The sequence below is a fragment of the Gordonia cholesterolivorans genome (assembly GCF_039531975.1).
GTDB classification, from domain to species: Bacteria; Actinomycetota; Actinomycetes; order Mycobacteriales; family Mycobacteriaceae; genus Gordonia; species Gordonia sihwensis.
Genome location: NZ_BAAARB010000001.1, coordinates 181,784 through 198,215, shown reverse-complemented (window position 1 = coordinate 198,215; position 16,432 = coordinate 181,784). Strand labels below are relative to the sequence as shown.

General features: G+C 68.2%; 17 protein-coding genes. 6 read left to right on the top strand and 11 right to left on the bottom strand.

Annotated features, from left to right (window positions below; all coding sequences use genetic code 11):
• Positions 1–11 precede the first annotated feature (11 nt).
• Together pdxH and ABFX36_RS00890 are read left to right on the top strand one after the other, a co-directional pair.
• Positions 12–734 carry a pyridoxamine 5'-phosphate oxidase gene (gene pdxH, locus ABFX36_RS00895; protein ID WP_346074734.1) on the top strand — a complete coding sequence of 241 codons (723 nt, stop codon included), beginning with the start codon at positions 12–14 and terminating at the stop codon, positions 732–734.
• Positions 734–2,032: an MFS transporter gene (locus ABFX36_RS00890; RefSeq protein ID WP_346074698.1), complete on the top strand. Its 1,299-nt coding sequence runs from the start codon at positions 734–736 to the stop codon at positions 2,030–2,032. Before pdxH ends, ABFX36_RS00890 begins: the two co-directional genes overlap by 1 nt.
• An 82-nt stretch (positions 2,033–2,114) precedes the next feature.
• Here ABFX36_RS00890 and ABFX36_RS00885 read toward each other — a convergent pair whose 3' ends face one another.
• The 3 genes from ABFX36_RS00885 to ABFX36_RS00875 all read right to left on the bottom strand — a co-directional run bounded on the left by ABFX36_RS00885 (position 2,115) and on the right by ABFX36_RS00875 (position 4,856).
• Complete coding sequence (locus ABFX36_RS00885; RefSeq protein ID WP_346074697.1) at positions 2,115–3,158, bottom strand: oxygenase MpaB family protein; 1,044 nt, start codon at positions 3,156–3,158, stop codon at positions 2,115–2,117.
• A 103-nt stretch (positions 3,159–3,261) separates the two neighbouring features.
• Positions 3,262–4,173 carry a 5-oxoprolinase subunit C family protein gene (locus ABFX36_RS00880; RefSeq protein WP_222111373.1) on the bottom strand — a complete coding sequence of 304 codons (912 nt, stop codon included), beginning with the start codon at positions 4,171–4,173 and terminating at the stop codon, positions 3,262–3,264.
• Complete coding sequence (locus tag ABFX36_RS00875) at positions 4,170–4,856, bottom strand: 5-oxoprolinase subunit B family protein (protein WP_346074696.1); 687 nt, start codon at positions 4,854–4,856, stop codon at positions 4,170–4,172. The genes ABFX36_RS00880 and ABFX36_RS00875 overlap by 4 nt, the downstream gene beginning before the upstream one ends.
• A gap of 142 nt (positions 4,857–4,998) precedes the next feature.
• Here ABFX36_RS00875 and ABFX36_RS00870 point away from each other — a divergent pair, with 142 nt between their 5' ends.
• From ABFX36_RS00870 to ABFX36_RS00860, 3 genes are all read left to right on the top strand, one after another.
• Positions 4,999–6,309, top strand: a complete 1,311-nt coding sequence (locus ABFX36_RS00870; RefSeq protein ID WP_346074695.1) for a citrate synthase — start codon at positions 4,999–5,001, stop codon at positions 6,307–6,309.
• Between the two features lie 2 nt (positions 6,310–6,311).
• Positions 6,312–6,668, top strand: a complete 357-nt coding sequence (locus ABFX36_RS00865; protein WP_006894604.1) for an FKBP-type peptidyl-prolyl cis-trans isomerase — start codon at positions 6,312–6,314, stop codon at positions 6,666–6,668.
• A gap of 260 nt (positions 6,669–6,928) precedes the next feature.
• Entirely contained in the window at positions 6,929–7,912 is a 984-nt protein-coding gene (locus ABFX36_RS00860) for an oxidoreductase (RefSeq protein ID WP_346074694.1), read from the top strand.
• Between the two features lie 8 nt (positions 7,913–7,920).
• Here ABFX36_RS00860 and ABFX36_RS00855 read toward each other — a convergent pair whose 3' ends face one another.
• The 6 genes from ABFX36_RS00855 to ABFX36_RS00830 form a co-directional block, all read right to left on the bottom strand.
• Positions 7,921–8,274 (bottom strand): hypothetical protein, encoded by a 354-nt coding sequence (locus ABFX36_RS00855; protein ID WP_006894606.1) that lies wholly within the window; start codon positions 8,272–8,274, stop codon positions 7,921–7,923.
• A 49-nt stretch (positions 8,275–8,323) separates the two neighbouring features.
• Complete coding sequence (locus tag ABFX36_RS00850; RefSeq protein WP_346074693.1) at positions 8,324–9,799, bottom strand: HNH endonuclease signature motif containing protein; 1,476 nt, start codon at positions 9,797–9,799, stop codon at positions 8,324–8,326.
• Between the two features lie 145 nt (positions 9,800–9,944).
• Positions 9,945–11,132 carry an ABC transporter permease gene (locus ABFX36_RS00845; RefSeq protein WP_222111766.1) on the bottom strand — a complete coding sequence of 396 codons (1,188 nt, stop codon included), beginning with the start codon at positions 11,130–11,132 and terminating at the stop codon, positions 9,945–9,947.
• Between the two features lie 4 nt (positions 11,133–11,136).
• Positions 11,137–12,027, bottom strand: coding sequence for an ABC transporter ATP-binding protein (locus tag ABFX36_RS00840; RefSeq protein ID WP_006894615.1), 891 nt, complete (start codon positions 12,025–12,027; stop codon positions 11,137–11,139).
• Between the two features lie 9 nt (positions 12,028–12,036).
• The gene (locus ABFX36_RS00835) at positions 12,037–12,612 is read right to left on the bottom strand and encodes a hypothetical protein (RefSeq protein ID WP_006894616.1); all 576 of its coding nucleotides are present in this window, start codon (positions 12,610–12,612) and stop codon (positions 12,037–12,039) included.
• Positions 12,605–12,877, bottom strand: coding sequence for a helix-turn-helix transcriptional regulator (locus tag ABFX36_RS00830; protein ID WP_006894618.1), 273 nt, complete (start codon positions 12,875–12,877; stop codon positions 12,605–12,607). The genes ABFX36_RS00835 and ABFX36_RS00830 overlap by 8 nt, the downstream gene beginning before the upstream one ends.
• A 97-nt stretch (positions 12,878–12,974) precedes the next feature.
• On the opposite strand from ABFX36_RS00830, the gene ABFX36_RS00825 reads away from it, so the two are divergent.
• Positions 12,975–13,706 carry an enoyl-CoA hydratase gene (locus tag ABFX36_RS00825; RefSeq protein WP_346074692.1) on the top strand — a complete coding sequence of 244 codons (732 nt, stop codon included), beginning with the start codon at positions 12,975–12,977 and terminating at the stop codon, positions 13,704–13,706.
• A 16-nt stretch (positions 13,707–13,722) separates the two neighbouring features.
• Here ABFX36_RS00825 and ABFX36_RS00820 read toward each other — a convergent pair whose 3' ends face one another.
• Together ABFX36_RS00820 and ABFX36_RS00815 are read right to left on the bottom strand one after the other, a co-directional pair.
• Positions 13,723–15,042 (bottom strand): D-arabinono-1,4-lactone oxidase, encoded by a 1,320-nt coding sequence (locus tag ABFX36_RS00820; RefSeq protein WP_346074691.1) that lies wholly within the window; start codon positions 15,040–15,042, stop codon positions 13,723–13,725.
• A complete protein-coding gene (locus ABFX36_RS00815; RefSeq protein ID WP_045539187.1) occupies positions 15,039–16,289 on the bottom strand; it encodes an alanine racemase in 1,251 nt (416 codons plus the stop codon). The genes ABFX36_RS00820 and ABFX36_RS00815 overlap by 4 nt, the downstream gene beginning before the upstream one ends.
• Positions 16,290–16,432 lie beyond the last annotated feature (143 nt).

The window sequence follows — 16,432 nt, the reverse complement described above, 5'->3', positions numbered from 1 at the left end:
TCGGAAGTAGCATGCAGGGCGTGAAGAAGCTGGTAGACCTGCCGAGTATGCGAGTCGGATACGGGTCGGGTGCGGACGGTTCGGGTGACGGGGCGGCGGGTGCCGACGGAGTGCGAGCGAATCTCGATCCGTCATGGCTGACCGGGGACCCGCCCTGGCGATCGCTCTTCGAGACATGGCTGGCCGAAGCCATCGCCGCGCGCATCCCCGAACCCAACGCCATGGTGCTGGGAACCGTCGATGCGCAGGGCCGTCCGGCGACGCGCACCGTTCTGTGCAAGGGAGTCAGCGAAGCGGGCATCGTCTTCTTCACCGGCTACGACTCGCAGAAGGGACGGGCCATCGCTGCCAATCCCCATGCGTCGGCGACGTTTCCGTGGATCGCGCTGGAGCGCCAGGTCCACTTCCGCGGCCGCGTGGTGAAGGTGGACTCGGAGGAGACCCGCCGCTACTGGGAATCGCGGCCGCGCGGATCGCAGCTGTCGGCGTTCGCATCGGCGCAGTCGCAGCCGATCGGCTCCCGTGCGGAACTGGAGGAGGCCGCGGCGGCGGTCGCGGAACGATTCGGCGGTGCGGACGAGGGGGAGCCGGTACCGGTTCCGCCGGGCTGGGGCGGATACCGCCTGGAGCCGGAGATCGTCGAGTTCTGGCAGGGGCGCGCCAACCGGTTGCACAACCGGGCCTGCGCCGTCCGGACCGCCGACGGCTGGCGGTTGGAGCGGCTCCAGCCCTGATGGCGCGTGGAATCCTGGCCGATACCCGGCCGCTGCAGAACGTCTACTTCCGCCGGCTCTGGACCGCCAACATCATCACGGTGGTCGGTGCGCAACTGACCATCGTCGCCGTGCCCGCACAGTTGTACGCGATCACCGGAAGCTCGGCGTACGTCGGACTCAGCGGTGTCTTCGGCCTCGTCCCCCTGGTGGTCTTCGGGTTGTGGGGCGGGGCGCTCGCCGACACCTTCGACAGGCGTCGCATCCTGATGGTCACCACTGTCGGCCTGATCGTCACCTCCGCGGCCTTCTGGGCACAGGCGGCGGCCGGAGTCGGCAATGTCTGGCTCCTGCTGGTGATCTTCGCGCTTCAGCAGGCCTTCTTCGCGGTCAATCAGCCCACGCGCACAGCTGTTCTGCCCCGTATCCTGCCGCTCGAACGACTGCCCGCCGCGAACTCGCTGAACATGACCGTGATGCAGGCCGGTGCCATCGCCGGACCCCTGGTCGGCGGTGCGCTGATCCCGGTTCTGGGCTTCTCGACCCTGTACTTCGTCGACGCCGTCTGTCTGTTCGCGACCCTGTGGGCGGTGGTGAGCCTGCCCCCGCTGCCGCCGGAGCACGGCGTCCCCGACGCGGGCGACGGCGGTACGCCGCCCGCGCGGCCCACCGCCGGCTTCCAGTCGGTGGTCGACGGCCTGGTGTACCTGAAGGGCCACCCGGTGCTCCTGATGTCGTTCGTCATCGACCTGATCGCCATGATCTTCGGGATGCCGCGCGCGCTGTTCCCGCAGATCGCACATGAGAGCTTCGGTGGACCGTCCGACGGCGGCGTGGCCTTCGCGCTGCTGTTCATCGCCATCCCGCTCGGCGCGGTGGTCGGTGGCGTCCTGTCTGGCTGGGTGTCGCGGGTGCAGCGGCAGGGACGCGCGGTGGTGGTGTGCGTGCTGATCTGGGGTGTCTCGATCGCGGTGGCGGGCGGGGTGTTGGTGTTCGCCCACGGCTCCATGCTTCCCGTCCTCCCGATCGTGGTGCTGGCCCTGATGATCGGCGGTGCCGCGGACATGGCGTCGGCGGCCTTCCGCCAGACGATGCTGCAGTCGGCGGCCAGCGACGACGTCCGCGGCCGACTGCAGGGCGTCTTCATCGTGGTGGTCGCGGGCGGCCCGCGCATCGCAGACGTGACCCACGGCGCCGCGGCAGCCGCGGCCGGGACCGCTGCGACCTTCGCCGGAGGCGGTGTGCTGGTGGTGATCTTCACGGTCGTCGCGACGCTGGCCGCGCCGGTGTTCTATCGGTACCGGGTATCGACGGGTTAGCTGTGATGTCCGGGGACGTTCAGTCGAGCGATCGCAGGAACTCGATCATCGCCGCGCTGACCCGGTGAGCGGGATGCGACGACTACCGACGCGGGGCCGCGTCGTTGCTCTGCCACGGCAAGTTGGCCCTGCGCGAGGCGTGCACCGGACAGTAGTGGATGGGATTGCCGCGTTCTGATTCCGGCGGAAGGTTGCGAAGCGGGCTCTCCAGCAGCGGCGCGTCGGCCGCGACACGGCCCGACAGTCGGTCGACGGCGTCCCGGCGGCGGGGATGACTCTCATAGCGCGGCGGCAGCAGCCCCATCACCACGTTCACCGCCTTCCCGAAGAGCCGGAACCGGCGCTCGTCGGCGGGGGTCCACGTCAACTCCATCATCTCGCGGACCGGTTCGTCGTACAGACCGGTGGTGATCCACATGAAGAACCGCCCAATGACTCGGATCTGCTTGCGCCACAACCACATAGGCATCCACGCGCGCATCCAGGGCGGAGGCGGCAACTGCGAGATGTCCAACACGGTGCGCACTGCGGCATGGTCGCGGAGCACATGCCGGCACATGTGGTCCCAGTACTCGAGGAACTCCTCGTAGGTGTCGGGGCACGGACGCATGCTGACGCCGTACTGGGCGTACCAGCCACGAGACTCCTCGAACAACGCTCGCTTGTCCGCCTCGGAGATCGGTGGGCCGAAGGCCTCGGCGCACCGGATGTTCCCGTACCAGAACGTCGCGTGCGCCCAGTAGAAGACGTCGGGATCGAGTGCGTGATAGCGCTCGCCGTTGTCCATGGTGCCTTTGATGGTGAGGTGGTAGTCGCGCACGCTGCGGCCCGTCTCCGGGGTCTGGTCGAAGACGACGCCGCTGATCGGGTAGAGCGAGCGCATGAGGCGTTCCCAGCGCTCGCCGAAGAAGTCGGAGTGATCCCAGACTCCGGCGGCGAGCTTGGGGTGCATGTTCTGCATCGAGCCCGACCACAGGCCCATCAGCATCCCCCGCCAGCTTCCGAAGTAGCGCCAGGTGACCGAGCCGGGTCCCGGAGCCGGAATGTCGGATGAGGATCGAGCGCCCGGGACGCGGCCGTTGTCGCCGAATCGCTCACTGCCGGACGGGGCTGCCACCTGGGTCATGAGACAAACGTTAATATCCGTCTCACCGCTAGTCAACGATACTGCTAGTCAACGATCTCGACAGTCAACGATCTCGACAGTCAGTGGCCCCGGGGCGCGGGACTCATCGCAGGACGAACCGCACCTCGTCGCCCGCCGTCAGCTGCGCTGCCCGCCAGACCGACTCCGGGTTCAGGACGGCCACCACCGGGTATCCGCCGGTCACCGGGTGGTCGGCGAGGAAGATCACCGGCTGGCCGCTCGGCGGGATCTGCACACCGCCGAGCGGGACGCCCTCGCTGCGCATTTCCGGCAGGTCGGAGCGGTGCTCTAGCGGCGGGGCGGAGTGGTCGGAGGGGTCTCGGTCCAGGCGGACTCCGACGCGGTTGCTCGCCGGCGCCACCCGCCAACGTCCGGTCCCGAGAACTCCGACGTCGACGAGCCGGTCGTCGCGCGGTCCGGGGGCGGCGACCAGTTCGACGATGTCCGCGATGCTGCCGACGGGTGCGAGCGAGGTTGCGGGCCAGTCGTCCTCGCAAGTTCCGACGGTCAGCACGTCGCCGGCGCGCAGGGGGGCCGGGCCCAGTCCGGAGAGGGTGTCGGTGGATCGGGAACCGAGTTCCGCCGGTACATCGAACCCGCCGCGCACCGCGAGATAGTTCCGGCAGCCGCGAGACGGGGTGTGGATGCGGATCATGCCGCCGTCGTGGACCGCGACGACGCTGTGGCTGCCGACTTCGATGCCGTCGACGGTGAGGCTGACCGCCGGGCCGGTGACCGCGATCAGCATCCGGCCCGTGGCCCGCGCCGCCCATCCGCCGAGCGTCACCTCGATTGCCGCGGCGTCCTCGGGGTTCCCGACGAGTCTGTTCGCCTGCGCGAGGGACGGGAGGTCGGCGGCGCCGGATCGTGGTACGCCGAGATGCGCGAGGCCGGGGCGACCGAAGTCCTGAACGGTGGCGAGCGGGCCCGGAGCCTCGATGCTCAGGCGCGCCTGAGGTTGCTGTGCCGGAGTGGCCGGAGTGGGATGTGTCACGATGGCGCCTCGGTCGGCTCGAAGCGGACCGTCATTCCCGCGGTCAGCAGTGACGGCGGACGGGCCTCGCTGTCCCACATCGGCAGATCGGTGCGGCCGAGCAGGAACCAGCCGCCCGGACTGCTGCGCGGGTAGACGGCGCTGTAGCCGGCGGCGACGGCGACCGATCCCGTCGGCACGGCGGTCCGCGATTGGCCGCGGCGAGTGATTCGAGCGAGGGCGTCGGCGTCCCGAGCGCTGGTCTCGGGGCCGGGTACGAGATAGCCGAACCCGGGCGCGAACCCCATGAACTGCACGGTCCACAGCCCTCTCGAATGCGTTGCGATCAGCTGTTTCTCGGTCATTCCGGCGAGTGCTGCGGCGTCGGCGAGATCGTCGCCGTCGTACACAACCGGGATCACCAGATCCGGCGGTGAAGGAGTCGGGGAGTGCTCGTCCGGGGGAGTGAAGGACCGCCGTGCGTCGTGGACCACCCGCAGTACCGACAACTCGTCCAAGCCGGAACCGGGTCGGGTCTCCACGAGGATCGTGTGTGCGCCGGGCACGATGTCGCACGGCATCAGGCGACCCTCGTCGAGGGCCTCGCGAAGGGCACGCGCGGTGTGTGCGGCTTCGGCTTCGGGGGCCCGGCCGGTGCTGAAGTCCAGGAGGACGGCGTCGCTTCCCGCTCGGAGCTCTCGCATTCCAACACGGTACCGACATGTGAGTAAGCTGAGCACGCGACAAGCGTCGCGGGCGCCGAGGTGACCCTCATGCGGCGTCTCAGTCGAACCACGACTAGGTTGTTACCCAGCAACTGCTCACCCGCGAGTCAAAGGGGTTTGTGTGTCCGTTGACAATGACGTGACCGAACAGGCGACAGGAAAGTTCACCTACCCGGGTGGCGAGATCGACCTGCCGATCCTCAAGGCCACCGAGGGCAGCGATTCCGTCGCTCTGGGCCCGTTCCTCGCCCAGACCGGGTTGACGACCTTCGACGGGGGCTTCGTCAACACCGCGTCGACGAAGTCCGCGATCACCTATATCGACGGTGATGCGGGCATCCTGCGGTACCGCGGTATCCCGATTGAGCAGCTGGCGGAGAAGTCCACCTTCATCGAGGTGAGCTACCTGCTGATCTACGGTGAGCTGCCGACTGACGCGCAGTTGGAGGAGTTCGCCACCAAGATCCAGCGGCACACCCTCCTGCACGAGGACCTCAAGCGGTTCTTCGACGGCTTCCCGCGCAACGCGCACCCGATGCCGGTGGTCTCGAGTGCGGTCAACGCGCTGAGCGCCTACTACCAGGACTCGCTCGATCCGAAGGATCCCGAGCAGGTGGAGCTGGCCACGATCCGGCTCCTCGCCAAGCTGCCGACCATCGCGGCTTACGCGTACAAGAAGTCGCAGGGTCAGCCGTTCCTGTACCCGGACAACTCGCTGAGCCTGGTCGAGAACTTCCTCCGGATGACCTTCGGCTTCCCGGCCGAGCCCTACGAGGTCGATCCCGAGGTCGCCAAGGCCCTCGACATGCTGTTCATCCTGCACGCCGATCACGAGCAGAACTGCTCGACGTCGACGGTGCGTCTGGTGGGCTCGTCGCAGGCCAACCTCTTCACCTCCATCTCGGGCGGCATCAACGCGCTCTGGGGCCCGCTGCACGGCGGCGCCAACCAGGCGGTGCTGGAGATGCTCGACGAGATCCGCGCTTCCGGCGGCGACACCAAGGCCTTCATGACCAAGGTGAAGAACAAGGAAGACGGCGTGAAGCTCATGGGCTTCGGTCACCGCGTGTACAAGAACTACGACCCGCGTGCAGCGATCGTGAAGAAGACCGCCGATCAGATCCTCACCTCGCTGGGTGTGGAGGACGAGCTGCTCGACATCGCGAAGGGCCTGGAAGAGGTCGCGCTGCACGACGACTACTTCGTCGAGCGCAAGCTCTACCCGAACGTGGACTTCTACACCGGCGTCATCTACCGGGCGATGGGCTTCCCGACTCGCATGTTCACCGTGCTGTTCGCTCTCGGCCGGCTGCCCGGCTGGATCGCTCACTGGCGTGAGATGCACAACGATCCGACCACCAAGATCGGCCGTCCGCGTCAGCTGTACACCGGTTACACCGAACGTGATTACGTCCAGATGGGGGACCGCTGACCATGAGCAAGCCCGAAGTCGACTTTCCGGAGGGCCCGGCCCCGACGTCGCTGGAGATCACCGACCTGGTGATCGGTGACGGTCCCGAAGCGCAGCACGGCGGCACCGTCGACGTGCACTACGTCGGCGTGGAGTTCGACTCCGGCGAGGAGTTCGACTCGTCGTGGGACCGCGGGCAGTCCGCCCGATTCCCCCTCGACGCGTTGATCCCCGGTTGGCAGGAGGGCATTCCCGGAATGAAGGTCGGCGGTCGACGCCGACTGGTGGTTCCGCCGGAGCTGGCCTACGGTCCGGCGGGCGCCGGACACCGGCTCTCGGGCAAGACCCTGATCTTCGTGATCGATCTGCTCGGCGTCTGACCTCGGACATGACAGACAAGGCCGCGTCGCTTCCCTGCGACGCGGCCTTCGTCGTCCCCGGGCGGACCGGTCGGCGAGGCAGGCCGGAGCGGTCCGCTGGTTTGAGCGAGTCTCGTAGTCCCGCAGAGTCGAGCGAGTCTCGTAGTTCCGCAGAGTCGAGCGAGTCTCGTAGTCCCGCTGGTTGAGCGAGTCTCGTAGTTCCGCTGGTTGAGCGAGCGAAGCGAGTCGAAACCCCCACACCCCACACCCAAGGAGCGAAGATGACATTCACCGCGATGGTGGCACGCGAGAGCGCTGACGGCATCAGCCTGGCCGCGGAGACGGTCGACGACACCTTCCTCCCTCTGGGCGAGGTGACCATCAAGGTCGAGTACTCGAGCATCAACTACAAGGACGCTTTGGCCGTCACGCCACGCGGAGGCGTGGTCCGCGAGTATCCGATCGTTCCGGGCATCGACATCGCCGGAGCGGTGAGTGAATCGACCTCACCGGAGTTCGCGCCGGGCGACCCCGTGGTCGCTCACGGCTACGACATCGGTACCGCCCGTCACGGGGGCTACGCCGAGTACGCGCGGGTCCCTGCCGACCAGGTGGTTCGTCTCGAATCTCTCTCGACTCGGGAGGCCGCCGCGATCGGCACTGCGGGATTCACCGCGGCGATGAGTGTGAAAGCGATCTTGGACGGCGGCTATCGTCCCTCCGACGGGCCGATCCTGGTCACTGGCGCCAGCGGCGGTGTCGGTTCGGTGAGTGTGGATCTGCTCTCGAAGTTCGGTTTCGAGGTCGTCGCATCGTCGGGCAAACCCGATGCTGTGGACCTGCTCACCCGGTTGGGGGCGTCGTCGGTGATCGGCCGGCTCCCGGAGGACCCCGAGGCGAGGATCCGTCCGCTCGACAAACAGCGGTGGTCGTCGGCCGTGGACTGTGTGGGCGGAAGGACGCTCGCCTACGTTCTCAGTACTGTCCGTTACGGCGGTACTGTCGCCGCGAGCGGTCTGACCGGCGGGGCGGACCTGCCGACCACGGTGATGCCCTTCATTCTGCGCGGGGTGACCCTGGCCGGCATCGACTCGGTCCAGCTCGGCATCACCGCCCGGCGTGCCCTGTGGCAGCGACTCGAGACCGACCTGCGCCCGCAGCATCTGGATCTGCTGACCTACGAGGTGGGGCTCGACGAGTTGCCGCAGGCACTCGACCGCATTCTCGCCGGCGGAGCGACCGGTCGAGGAGTCGTCACGATCTGACAGCCGGCTCAGTTGGCCGTGAGGTCGGCCCCGAACTCGAGGAACTGAACTGATCGCGCGGGATCGGTGTTCTGCTGGTTGGCGCGCAGTGCTTCGAGTTCGGTGGCGAAGACCCGCTCCACGCGCGGGCCGCCGTCGTCGCGCACGATGGCCCATACGCCCGGCTCCGCGTCGATGATCCCGGCATCCTGTTCAGGCTCCGGCGACGTGCGCGGGCGAGTGGCAGAGGCCGCGATGTCGGCCCATGTGAGCGTGGTCCGAGGATTGTCGAGGGCTTGACGGAGCAGCTTCCGCAAGCCTTCTCCGGCTTCGCGGGCGAAGCGGTCGAAGTCGTCGGGACCGAAGTCGTTCGATGGAGCCATGCTGTCCATCGTCCCCACGATCAGGCGCCGGCGCCAGCGGTGTGTCCGGTCAGGCGGCCAGGAGTGTGTGGAGGTAGTTCTCGATCCGGGATTCGCTGGGTTCGGGCGGCGGCTGGGGTTCGTGGTCCGGGAGTAGTTCGGCGTGGTGGATCTGGTTGATCCGCCATCCGGGCGGTCTTGTCCTGCCGCGGCTGGTGTTGCCGCTGGGTCGCCAGGCGACGCGGCCAGCGTGGGGACCGTCGATCAGGATCATCGTCTGCCATTGCCCGGGGCGGGGGCCGACGGAGCGATTGTGGCGCCCGCATGCGGCGCCGAGGTGGTCGATGTCGGTGGGGCCGCCGTCGGCCCAGTCCGGGAAATGATGGGCCTGCGTCCGCGAGAACGGGGCCGCGCAGCCGGGGGCGGTACAGCCGCGGTCGCGGGCGAAAAGCATCAACCGCTGCGCCCGCGACGCCAGCCGACGACCCCGACCGAGATACAACGCCTGCCCGGTATGACCGGAGAAGACCGCCAGATGCGGAGTCGCGGCGGCGGCGACCTCGATCAACTCCGCCACCGGCACCCGAGTCCCGGTCGCGGTCAACGCCACCCCAGCCCGCTCGGCCAACTCCCGGTCGGTGACAGTGATGACCAGATCACCCGACCGCCGACCACCCCCAGCACCGCGGGAGGTGCGCAGCAGCGCCTGCAGACCGTCATGGGTGCGCTGCCCCGGCGTGCGAGTATCACGCTCCACCGCCGCCGCCAGAGCGGCCGGGTCCGCCGACTCCACGGTCCCGGATGGGGAGTCGGGGTCGTCGGGGTTGTTCATTCCCGGCGCCGCCCACGACGGCAGTGCCGCCTCCATTTCCGCCCGCAACGCCGGAGTCAGATACCCGCGGACTTTGCTCATCAACCGCAGATCCTGCGGCAGCACAGCGAAGCCGCGCAGGCGTTTGCGGTCGCGTTCGTCGGTGACGGTTCCGTCCGGATCCAGGTGCGCGAGCAGTCGGATGCCGGCGGTGCGGACACCGGCCGGACTCAGCTCGCGGGCGACCCAGGCCAGCTGTGCCTCGGCGCGTGCTCGGGTGTCGGCGTCGATGGCGGTGGGGATCTTGTCCATGACGGCGTCGATTTCGCGGACGTGGTCGGCACCGATCGCACCCTCGCCCACCGCGACCGCGGTCGCCGGTAGTACCGGCGGGCGGGTTTGTCCTTGCAGGTCGGTGAACCGTCCGATCCCGGCGGCGCTGACGCGCCGGCGTCGGGCGGCACCGTCACCGAGCCGCAACCCCTGCGCCAAATACTGATGCACCGACAGGTACCCGACCTTGCGGTAGGCGCCGCGGTCGGAGACCTCCACCAACACCGCGGCGTCCACACCGTCGAGACGACGATGAGTACGCTCCAATGTCTCGACGGTTTCCAGCAGGGTGTCTTCGGGGACCGCGGACAGTGGCAGGGACGCGAACTTGGTCGCCGCAGCTTCCAGCAGGCGCGCGAGGGCGGCCGGGTCGTCCGGGAGCAGCACTTCTGACGCGACCATCGAACCCACCCCCTTTCGACCTGCACAGTGTTCGAGAACACTTCTGCTGTGTTTCTATGTTCGAATCATACCGATCCCCTCCGACAAAACCTCCGACAGGACCTCTGGCAACCTCTGCTGCTCAAGCCGGGCGCGCAGCCTCGGCTCACTTCCGGCCCGACACCATCGCGGCCACCTCACCCCACTTGATACGACTGCCGGTGCGCAGGATCGACCGCGTGTAGATCCGCGATGCGACCCAGACGGCGAGCAGGCAGGCGGCGACCATGATGGCGAAGGTGCCGATCACCTGCCCCGGATCGGTGTCTCCGGTCGCGATGCGGATGGGCATCAGCACTGCGCTGAACGGCGGGATCCAACTGAGCGTCTGAATCAGCGTGGAATCGAGCGCCTGGATGCCGAAGGTGCCGGAGTACAGTGCGGCGAGCACGAGGATCGTCAGCGGTGCCGAACTGGAGTTCAATTCCTCCTGCCGGCTCACCATCGCGCCGGTGGCCGCATAGAGCGCGGCGAAGAAGAGGAATCCGAGCAGGAACCACGCGATCACGGCGGCGAAGACGGTGGTCGCGGTGCCGGTCAGGGTGAGGAGCCCGGTGGCGCGGCCCGCGATGAGCGCGGTCGCTCCGATCAGCACCACCTGTGCCAGAGAGATGGCGCCGATACCGAGGATCTTGCCCCAGAGCAGCTGGAGCGGACGCACGGCCGACAGCAGCAGTTCGACGATGCGCGACGACTTCTCCTCCACCACGCCCACTGCCACCATCAGCCCGCCCATCATGATCGTCATGATCAGCAGGATCGATCCGATCAGGGCGACGGTCACACGCTGCGCCTCGTCGGGCTTCTCGGCCTGCGTCCGGTCCAGCGTGAAACGAGGCTGCGGCAGCCAGGCGGCGTCGACGCCGCGGGCGGACAGCGCCTCCGACAGATCTCGCTGGGCGACGGCACCGCGCAGGACGCCCTCGATCGTCGGATCCATGCCGTTCTTGCTGACGGCGGTGTAGGCACCGGGTCCGGTGACGATGAGAGCCGCGGCCAGATCCCCGTCGCCGACGGCCGACCGCGCCGCGTCTGCGTTCGGCAGCACTTCGGTCTCGATCCGCTGTCCGGCGGCGTCTCCGCCGGACTCGATGGTCGCCGACAGTCCGGCGTCTGCGCCGACGATCCCGACCTTGTCGACGCTGTCGCCGCCGGACAGTGCGGACCAGACGATGGCGCCGATGATGATCACCGCCATCATCACGCCGGTCGAGATGATGAACGACTTCTCCCGCGCGCGGGTGTTGATCTCGCGCCCGGCGACGAGCTTGATGTTGTTCAACGTGGAATTCATTTCGTCACACCAACTCTCGGAACAGCTCGGTCAGGGAAGGGGCGGTGGTGGCGAACCGGTGCACTGGGCCGGCGGCCATCGCGGCGGTGAGAATCTGCTGGTCGTCGGTTCCGTGGTCGATGTGCAGCACGGCCGAAGCGTCGCGGTACTCCACATCGGTGACGCCCGGCAGGCCGTCGGCCCAGCGGGTCTCCGACCGTGGGCCGCGCACCTCCAAGCGAAGGCCGTCGCGGGCACGGAGGTCGTCGACGGTGCCGAGTGCCTTCATCACCCCGCCGGAGATGACGCCGACTCGGTCGCAGAGACGCTCCACCAGGTCGAGCTGGTGCGAGGAGAAGATGACCGGGATGCCCTGCGCGGCCTTGTCGGTGAGGACTTCGCTCATCACGTCGACGGCCACCGGATCGAGCCCGGAGAAGGGCTCGTCGAGCACCAGCAAGTCGGGGTCGTGCACCAGTGCGGCGGCCAGCTGCACGCGTTGTTGGTTGCCGAGTGAGAGGTCGTTGACCTGGTCGCCGAGCCGACCGTGGATGCCCAGCCTGCGAGTCCACTTCTCGGTCGCGTCGGCGGCCTCGGACTTCGACAATCCGTGCAGCCGTGCGAGGTAGGCGAGCTGATCGCCGACCTTCATCTTCGGGTAGAGACCGCGCTCCTCGGGCATGTACCCGATCCGCTTGCGGCCGTCGAAGTCGATGGGCGCGTCGCCGAGCCGCACGTCGCCGGAATCGGCGGCCAGCACGCCGAGCACGATGCGCATCGTCGTCGACTTGCCTGCCCCGTTGCTGCCGACGAATCCGAAGATCTCGCCCGGCGCCACGGAGAAGGTGACATCGTCGAGCGCCCGCACGGAGCCGTACGACTTGGCGAGGTGATTGATGTTCAGTGCTTGTGGCACGGGGATCTCCTAGATCTCGTCGCTGGAGTGTTCGGGTTCGGGGTCCTGCATCCACCAGGACATGAGGACGTCGGGAACGCAGGAGAGCGCGTACACGGACGCGATCAGCAGCCACGCGATCGACATGACGGTCTCACCGGAGACGTAGTCGCGGTAGCCGAGGACGATGAGGATGGCGTAGACGACCATCATCGGCGGCAGGAGCAGGTTGTAGCTGAGCGCGCGGGCGGCGTTGCGCTGAGTCAGCTGCAACTCGTCGAGGGTGTCGGCGGGTGCGCCCGCGATGGATTCGGTGACCACTCGCAGCATCATCAGCACCACGAGGGAGGTCACCAGGCCGATCGCGAAGGGCACGGCCGACCACAGCGGCGCCCAGAACGATGCGATCGAGGAGATCACCACCACGCAGAGCAGGATCAGCAGGACCGACGACAGCAATCGTCGGCCGCGGCGGTTGCGAAGGCCGGGCAGCCACGTACCGGTGGTTCGGACGAAGGTGTCGTGGCGTCGCGCCGCCGACCGGCTGTACCGCCGCACCCATTCGGGGATGGCGGAGTCTGGAAACACGTAGTTCGGGTCATGCATGGTCGGGTCCCCCGTACAGTTCCGTCGACATGGCGGTGAACTCGGTCCGGCTGAAGACCGCTTCGACCGGCAGGCCGAAGACGTCGCAGATCCGGAACGCCAGGTCGAGGCTCGGATAGTTGTCGCCACGCTCCAGCGCGCCGACCGACTGAACATTGATGTCGACCAGTTCGGCCAACTGCGCCCGTGACATCTTCCGCTCCGCGCGCAGAACGGCGATGCGGTTGTAGATGGGGAGCTTGGGTCCCCGCCTGATCGGACTCACAGAACACAGTGTTGGGAAAACACAACAAATTGTCAATGGTTCAGTATCAAGTCGGGCCCGGAGGGCACCGCTGAAGCGCGGTGGATAGCATGCCCGCATGATTGTGAGCAGCACCGTGGGATCCGTGACGACCATCGAACTCGCCCGCGAGGAGAAGCGGAACGCCCTCGATCAGGACATGGTCCAGGGCCTCTCGGAGGCGTTCACGGCCGCGGTCGACGGCGGCGCCCGCGCCATCGTGCTCACCGGTCGGGGCAATGTCTTCAGTGCTGGCGCCGACCTCTCCGGTCCCGTCTACGACCAGTCGTTCCTGGACCGGCTCGTCGCACTAATCGAGCAGATCGAATCGACTCCCGTCCCCGTCATCGCCGCACTGAACGGCGCCGCGCTCGGAGCCGGATTGCAGCTGGCGATGGCGGCCGATCTCCGGGTGATGGCCGATGTGGCGTTCGCGGGGATTCCGGCGGCCAAGATCGGCGTCGCCGTCGACGAGTGGACCATCAGGAGGCTTGTGTCGCTGGTGGGTGCGGGCCAGGCGCGCGGGATGCTGCTCGGCTGCGAGCCGCTCTCGTCGGACCGTGCCCTCACGCTCGGCTTCGCCAACAGGTTCGGTGATCTGGCCGTCGCCCAGAAGTGGGCCGCCGAGATCGCCGAGTACGCGCCGCTCACCCTGCGGCACTACAAGCTCGTGCTCACCGGAGACGGGGCGCGAGACGACGCGCCCGAGGAACGAGCGGCCGCCATGCGCGCGGCGTGGCTCAGCGAGGACGTTCAGGAGGCCCGTGCCGCGCTGGCGGAGAAGCGTGCCCCGGTGTTTCAGGGACGCTGAGTTTCAGGGGCGCTGATCAGTCGCCGAGGGTCTGCCGCAGATAGGGGTTCGCGAAGGTGCGGTTCGGATCGAAGTGATTCCGGACGGCGAGGAAGTCGTCGAACTCGGGATACACACTGCGGAGGTACTCCGCGTCGCGGGTGTGCATCTTGCCCCAGTGCGGCCGGCCGCCGTGCGCGACCATGATGTCCTCGACGTCGCGGAAGTAGGCCTCGGAGTCGCGCACGTCGTCGCGGTGATAGCGGTGTACCGCGATGTAACCCGATGCCCGGCCGCTCGCCGTCGAGAGCATCAGGTCGTCGGCCGCGGCCGCGCGCACCTCGACCGGGAAGCTCACCTTGTGCCTGCGCCGGTTGATGGTGGCACGCAGTTCGCGCAGCGCCTCCGGTACCGCTTCGAGGGGGATCGCGTACTCCATCTCGCGGAACCGAACGTTGCGTGCGGAGATGAAGATCTTGTCGGAGCGGTCGGTGTATGTGCGCGCCGACAGCGCCCGCCCCGACACCTGATTGATCGCGGGGACCACGCGCGGTTGGGTGGCGCTGAGCGTGCACAGCACCCGGAACATCCCGTTCGAGAGCAGTTCGTCGTCGATGTAGCGGCGGATCTTGGACGGTCCGTTCGCGGGGGTGCCCGCGGGCAGCCGGGTGTTGGTCTTGGTGAGGGTGCGGGTGGTGTGCGGGAACCAGTAGAACTCGTAGTGATCCACGGAGGCGACTCGATCGAGGAAGCCGTCGATGGTCTCGTCCGCGTCGGCGGGTGCCTCCACCGCTTCGATCGCGAAGGCGTCCACCAGCTGGAGCGTGACATCGGTCAGCACGCCGAGTGCGCCGAGGCCGAGAGCTGCGGCCTTCAGGTCGGGGTCGTCCTCGCCGACGGTGCGGACCTGCCCGGTTCCGTCGACCAGCGTGACGCCGCGGATCTGCGTGGAGATACCGCCGAACGCCCCGCCCGTGCCGTGCGTGCCGGTGGACGTGGCACCGGAGACCGTCTGCCGGTCGATGTCGCCGAGATTGGTCATCGCCAGACCCAGCGGCTCGAGCATCGCCGGAATCTGGTGCAGGTGGGTGCCCGCTCCGAGGATGATGCGCTTGCGGTCGGCGTCGACGGCGCGAACGCCCTGGAATCCCGACATGCCGACCTGGATGCCCGGTGCGACGGCGATCTCCGAGAAACTGTGGCCTGCGCCGACCGGCTTCACCGTCTCACCGCGTTCGGCCGCGGCCCGGACGGCGGCGGCCAGTTCGTCGACGCTCTGCGGGACGATGAGCCTGCTGGGGGCGCAGTGCGCGGTCCCGCCCCAGTTCGTCCACCTACCCGATGCCGCTCGGCTCACAAGAAACACTTCCCTTCTCCACGGTAGGTCGGAACCACCTCGACGACGTCCGCACGCCCGGCGGAGTCTCGTTCGATGAGGGCCACCGACTCCGACCTCTCGCACACTTCACCCGACTTGGTGTGCCGGAACCACACCCTATCGCCGACCGTCAGCGACCGTGCGGCCGAACCGCGCAGCGGAGTCTGCACCTCGCCCGCGGCCTCGGTGCCGATGAACTGCAGGCCGGCGGGCCAGACCGGCTTGGGGAGACGGTCGGGTCCCGGGGGGCCGGAGGCGATCCATCCACCCCCGGCACATGTCACGATTTCGTCGTCGGGACGGCGCAGAACGTCGAGTCCGAAGGACAGCGCGGGCGCCGGACGGAAGTGCCTGTACGTGTCGAAGAGATGTCCGCCGAAGAAGCCGCTGCCCGCGGCGATGTCGGTGATCGCCCGGTCCTTGGCCGTCTCCTCCAGCGATCCGGTGCCGCCGGCGTTGACGAACTCCAGGTCGGCCACCTCGCGCAGCGCCGCGATCGCCTTTCCGCGGCGGCGCCGCAGTTCCAGCATCGACACCGCCTGCATGGTCTGCACCGCGGTGTTGGTCAGGAGCTTGCCCGCGACCTCGTTTCCGACCCCCGCGACCTGCGCTTCGTACGACATCGCGCCCACCAGACGGAACCCGTCGCGCGCGACGACCGTGCGCGCTAGGGAGCGTGCCTGCTCCACGGTGTGAACGGGGGAGCGGCGGACCCCGACGTGGACGTGGCCGGCGGCGGCGCGCAGGGAGGCGTCGAGGTCGATCGCGATCCGGACCTCCGGTCGCCGCCCTGCGGCGGCGACGTCGTCGACGATGTCGAGTTGAGCCGGGTCGTCGATGAGCAGGGTCACCCGCTCGCACGCCGTCTCGTCGGCCAGCAGCCGTTCCAGGGCGCCCCGTCTGACCGTCGGGTACCCGAGGAGTACGTCGGTGATCCCGGATTCGGTGGCCAGCCAGTGCGCTTCGGCGACGTCGTAGGCCAGGACGCCGGCGAATCCGTCGCGCCCGAGGACGTCGTCGATGACCGAGCGCACACGCAGCGACTTGCTGGCCACCCGGATCGGGACGCCCCCGGCGCGGGCGCGCAGATCGGCGATGTTGTGTTCGAGTGCCCCGAGATCGAGTGCGAGCACAGGGGAGTCGAGTCCGGCGCGGCGCACCGCGTCGTCGATCCCGCCCCAGTAGTCCGCGGGATCGGTGACGTACGGGCTTCGCGTGGGCGGCATGGCGCAGCACTCCTTGTGTAGAACTCCGGCGGTTTCGACAACGATTACGCTAGACAAGCGTGAGGACACTGGGAAACACCGTCGCCGAAAGCGCTTCGGCAGTACAGGCGAGACTCGCGCGGACGGCACGGATCTTGCCGCCC

Excerpts from the sequence above, each read along its gene's own strand:
- ABFX36_RS00845 (WP_222111766.1), bottom strand. The coding sequence starts at position 11,132 with ATGAATTCCACGTTGAACAACATCAAGCTCGTCGCCGGGCGCGAGATC.
- ABFX36_RS00875 (WP_346074696.1), bottom strand. The coding sequence starts at position 4,856 with ATGCGAGAGCTCCGAGCGGGAAGCGACGCCGTCCTCCTGGACTTCAGC.
- ABFX36_RS00850 (WP_346074693.1), bottom strand. The coding sequence starts at position 9,799 with ATGGTCGCGTCAGAAGTGCTGCTCCCGGACGACCCGGCCGCCCTCGCG.
- ABFX36_RS00825 (WP_346074692.1), top strand. The coding sequence starts at position 12,975 with ATGATTGTGAGCAGCACCGTGGGATCCGTGACGACCATCGAACTCGCC.
- pdxH (WP_346074734.1), top strand. The coding sequence starts at position 12 with ATGCAGGGCGTGAAGAAGCTGGTAGACCTGCCGAGTATGCGAGTCGGA.
- ABFX36_RS00860 (WP_346074694.1), top strand. The coding sequence starts at position 6,929 with ATGACATTCACCGCGATGGTGGCACGCGAGAGCGCTGACGGCATCAGC.
- ABFX36_RS00835 (WP_006894616.1), bottom strand. The coding sequence starts at position 12,612 with ATGCATGACCCGAACTACGTGTTTCCAGACTCCGCCATCCCCGAATGG.
- ABFX36_RS00865 (WP_006894604.1), top strand. The coding sequence starts at position 6,312 with ATGAGCAAGCCCGAAGTCGACTTTCCGGAGGGCCCGGCCCCGACGTCG.
- ABFX36_RS00855 (WP_006894606.1), bottom strand. The coding sequence starts at position 8,274 with ATGGCTCCATCGAACGACTTCGGTCCCGACGACTTCGACCGCTTCGCC.
- ABFX36_RS00885 (WP_346074697.1), bottom strand. The coding sequence starts at position 3,158 with ATGACCCAGGTGGCAGCCCCGTCCGGCAGTGAGCGATTCGGCGACAAC.
- ABFX36_RS00815 (WP_045539187.1), bottom strand. The coding sequence starts at position 16,289 with ATGCCGCCCACGCGAAGCCCGTACGTCACCGATCCCGCGGACTACTGG.
- ABFX36_RS00890 (WP_346074698.1), top strand. The coding sequence starts at position 734 with ATGGCGCGTGGAATCCTGGCCGATACCCGGCCGCTGCAGAACGTCTAC.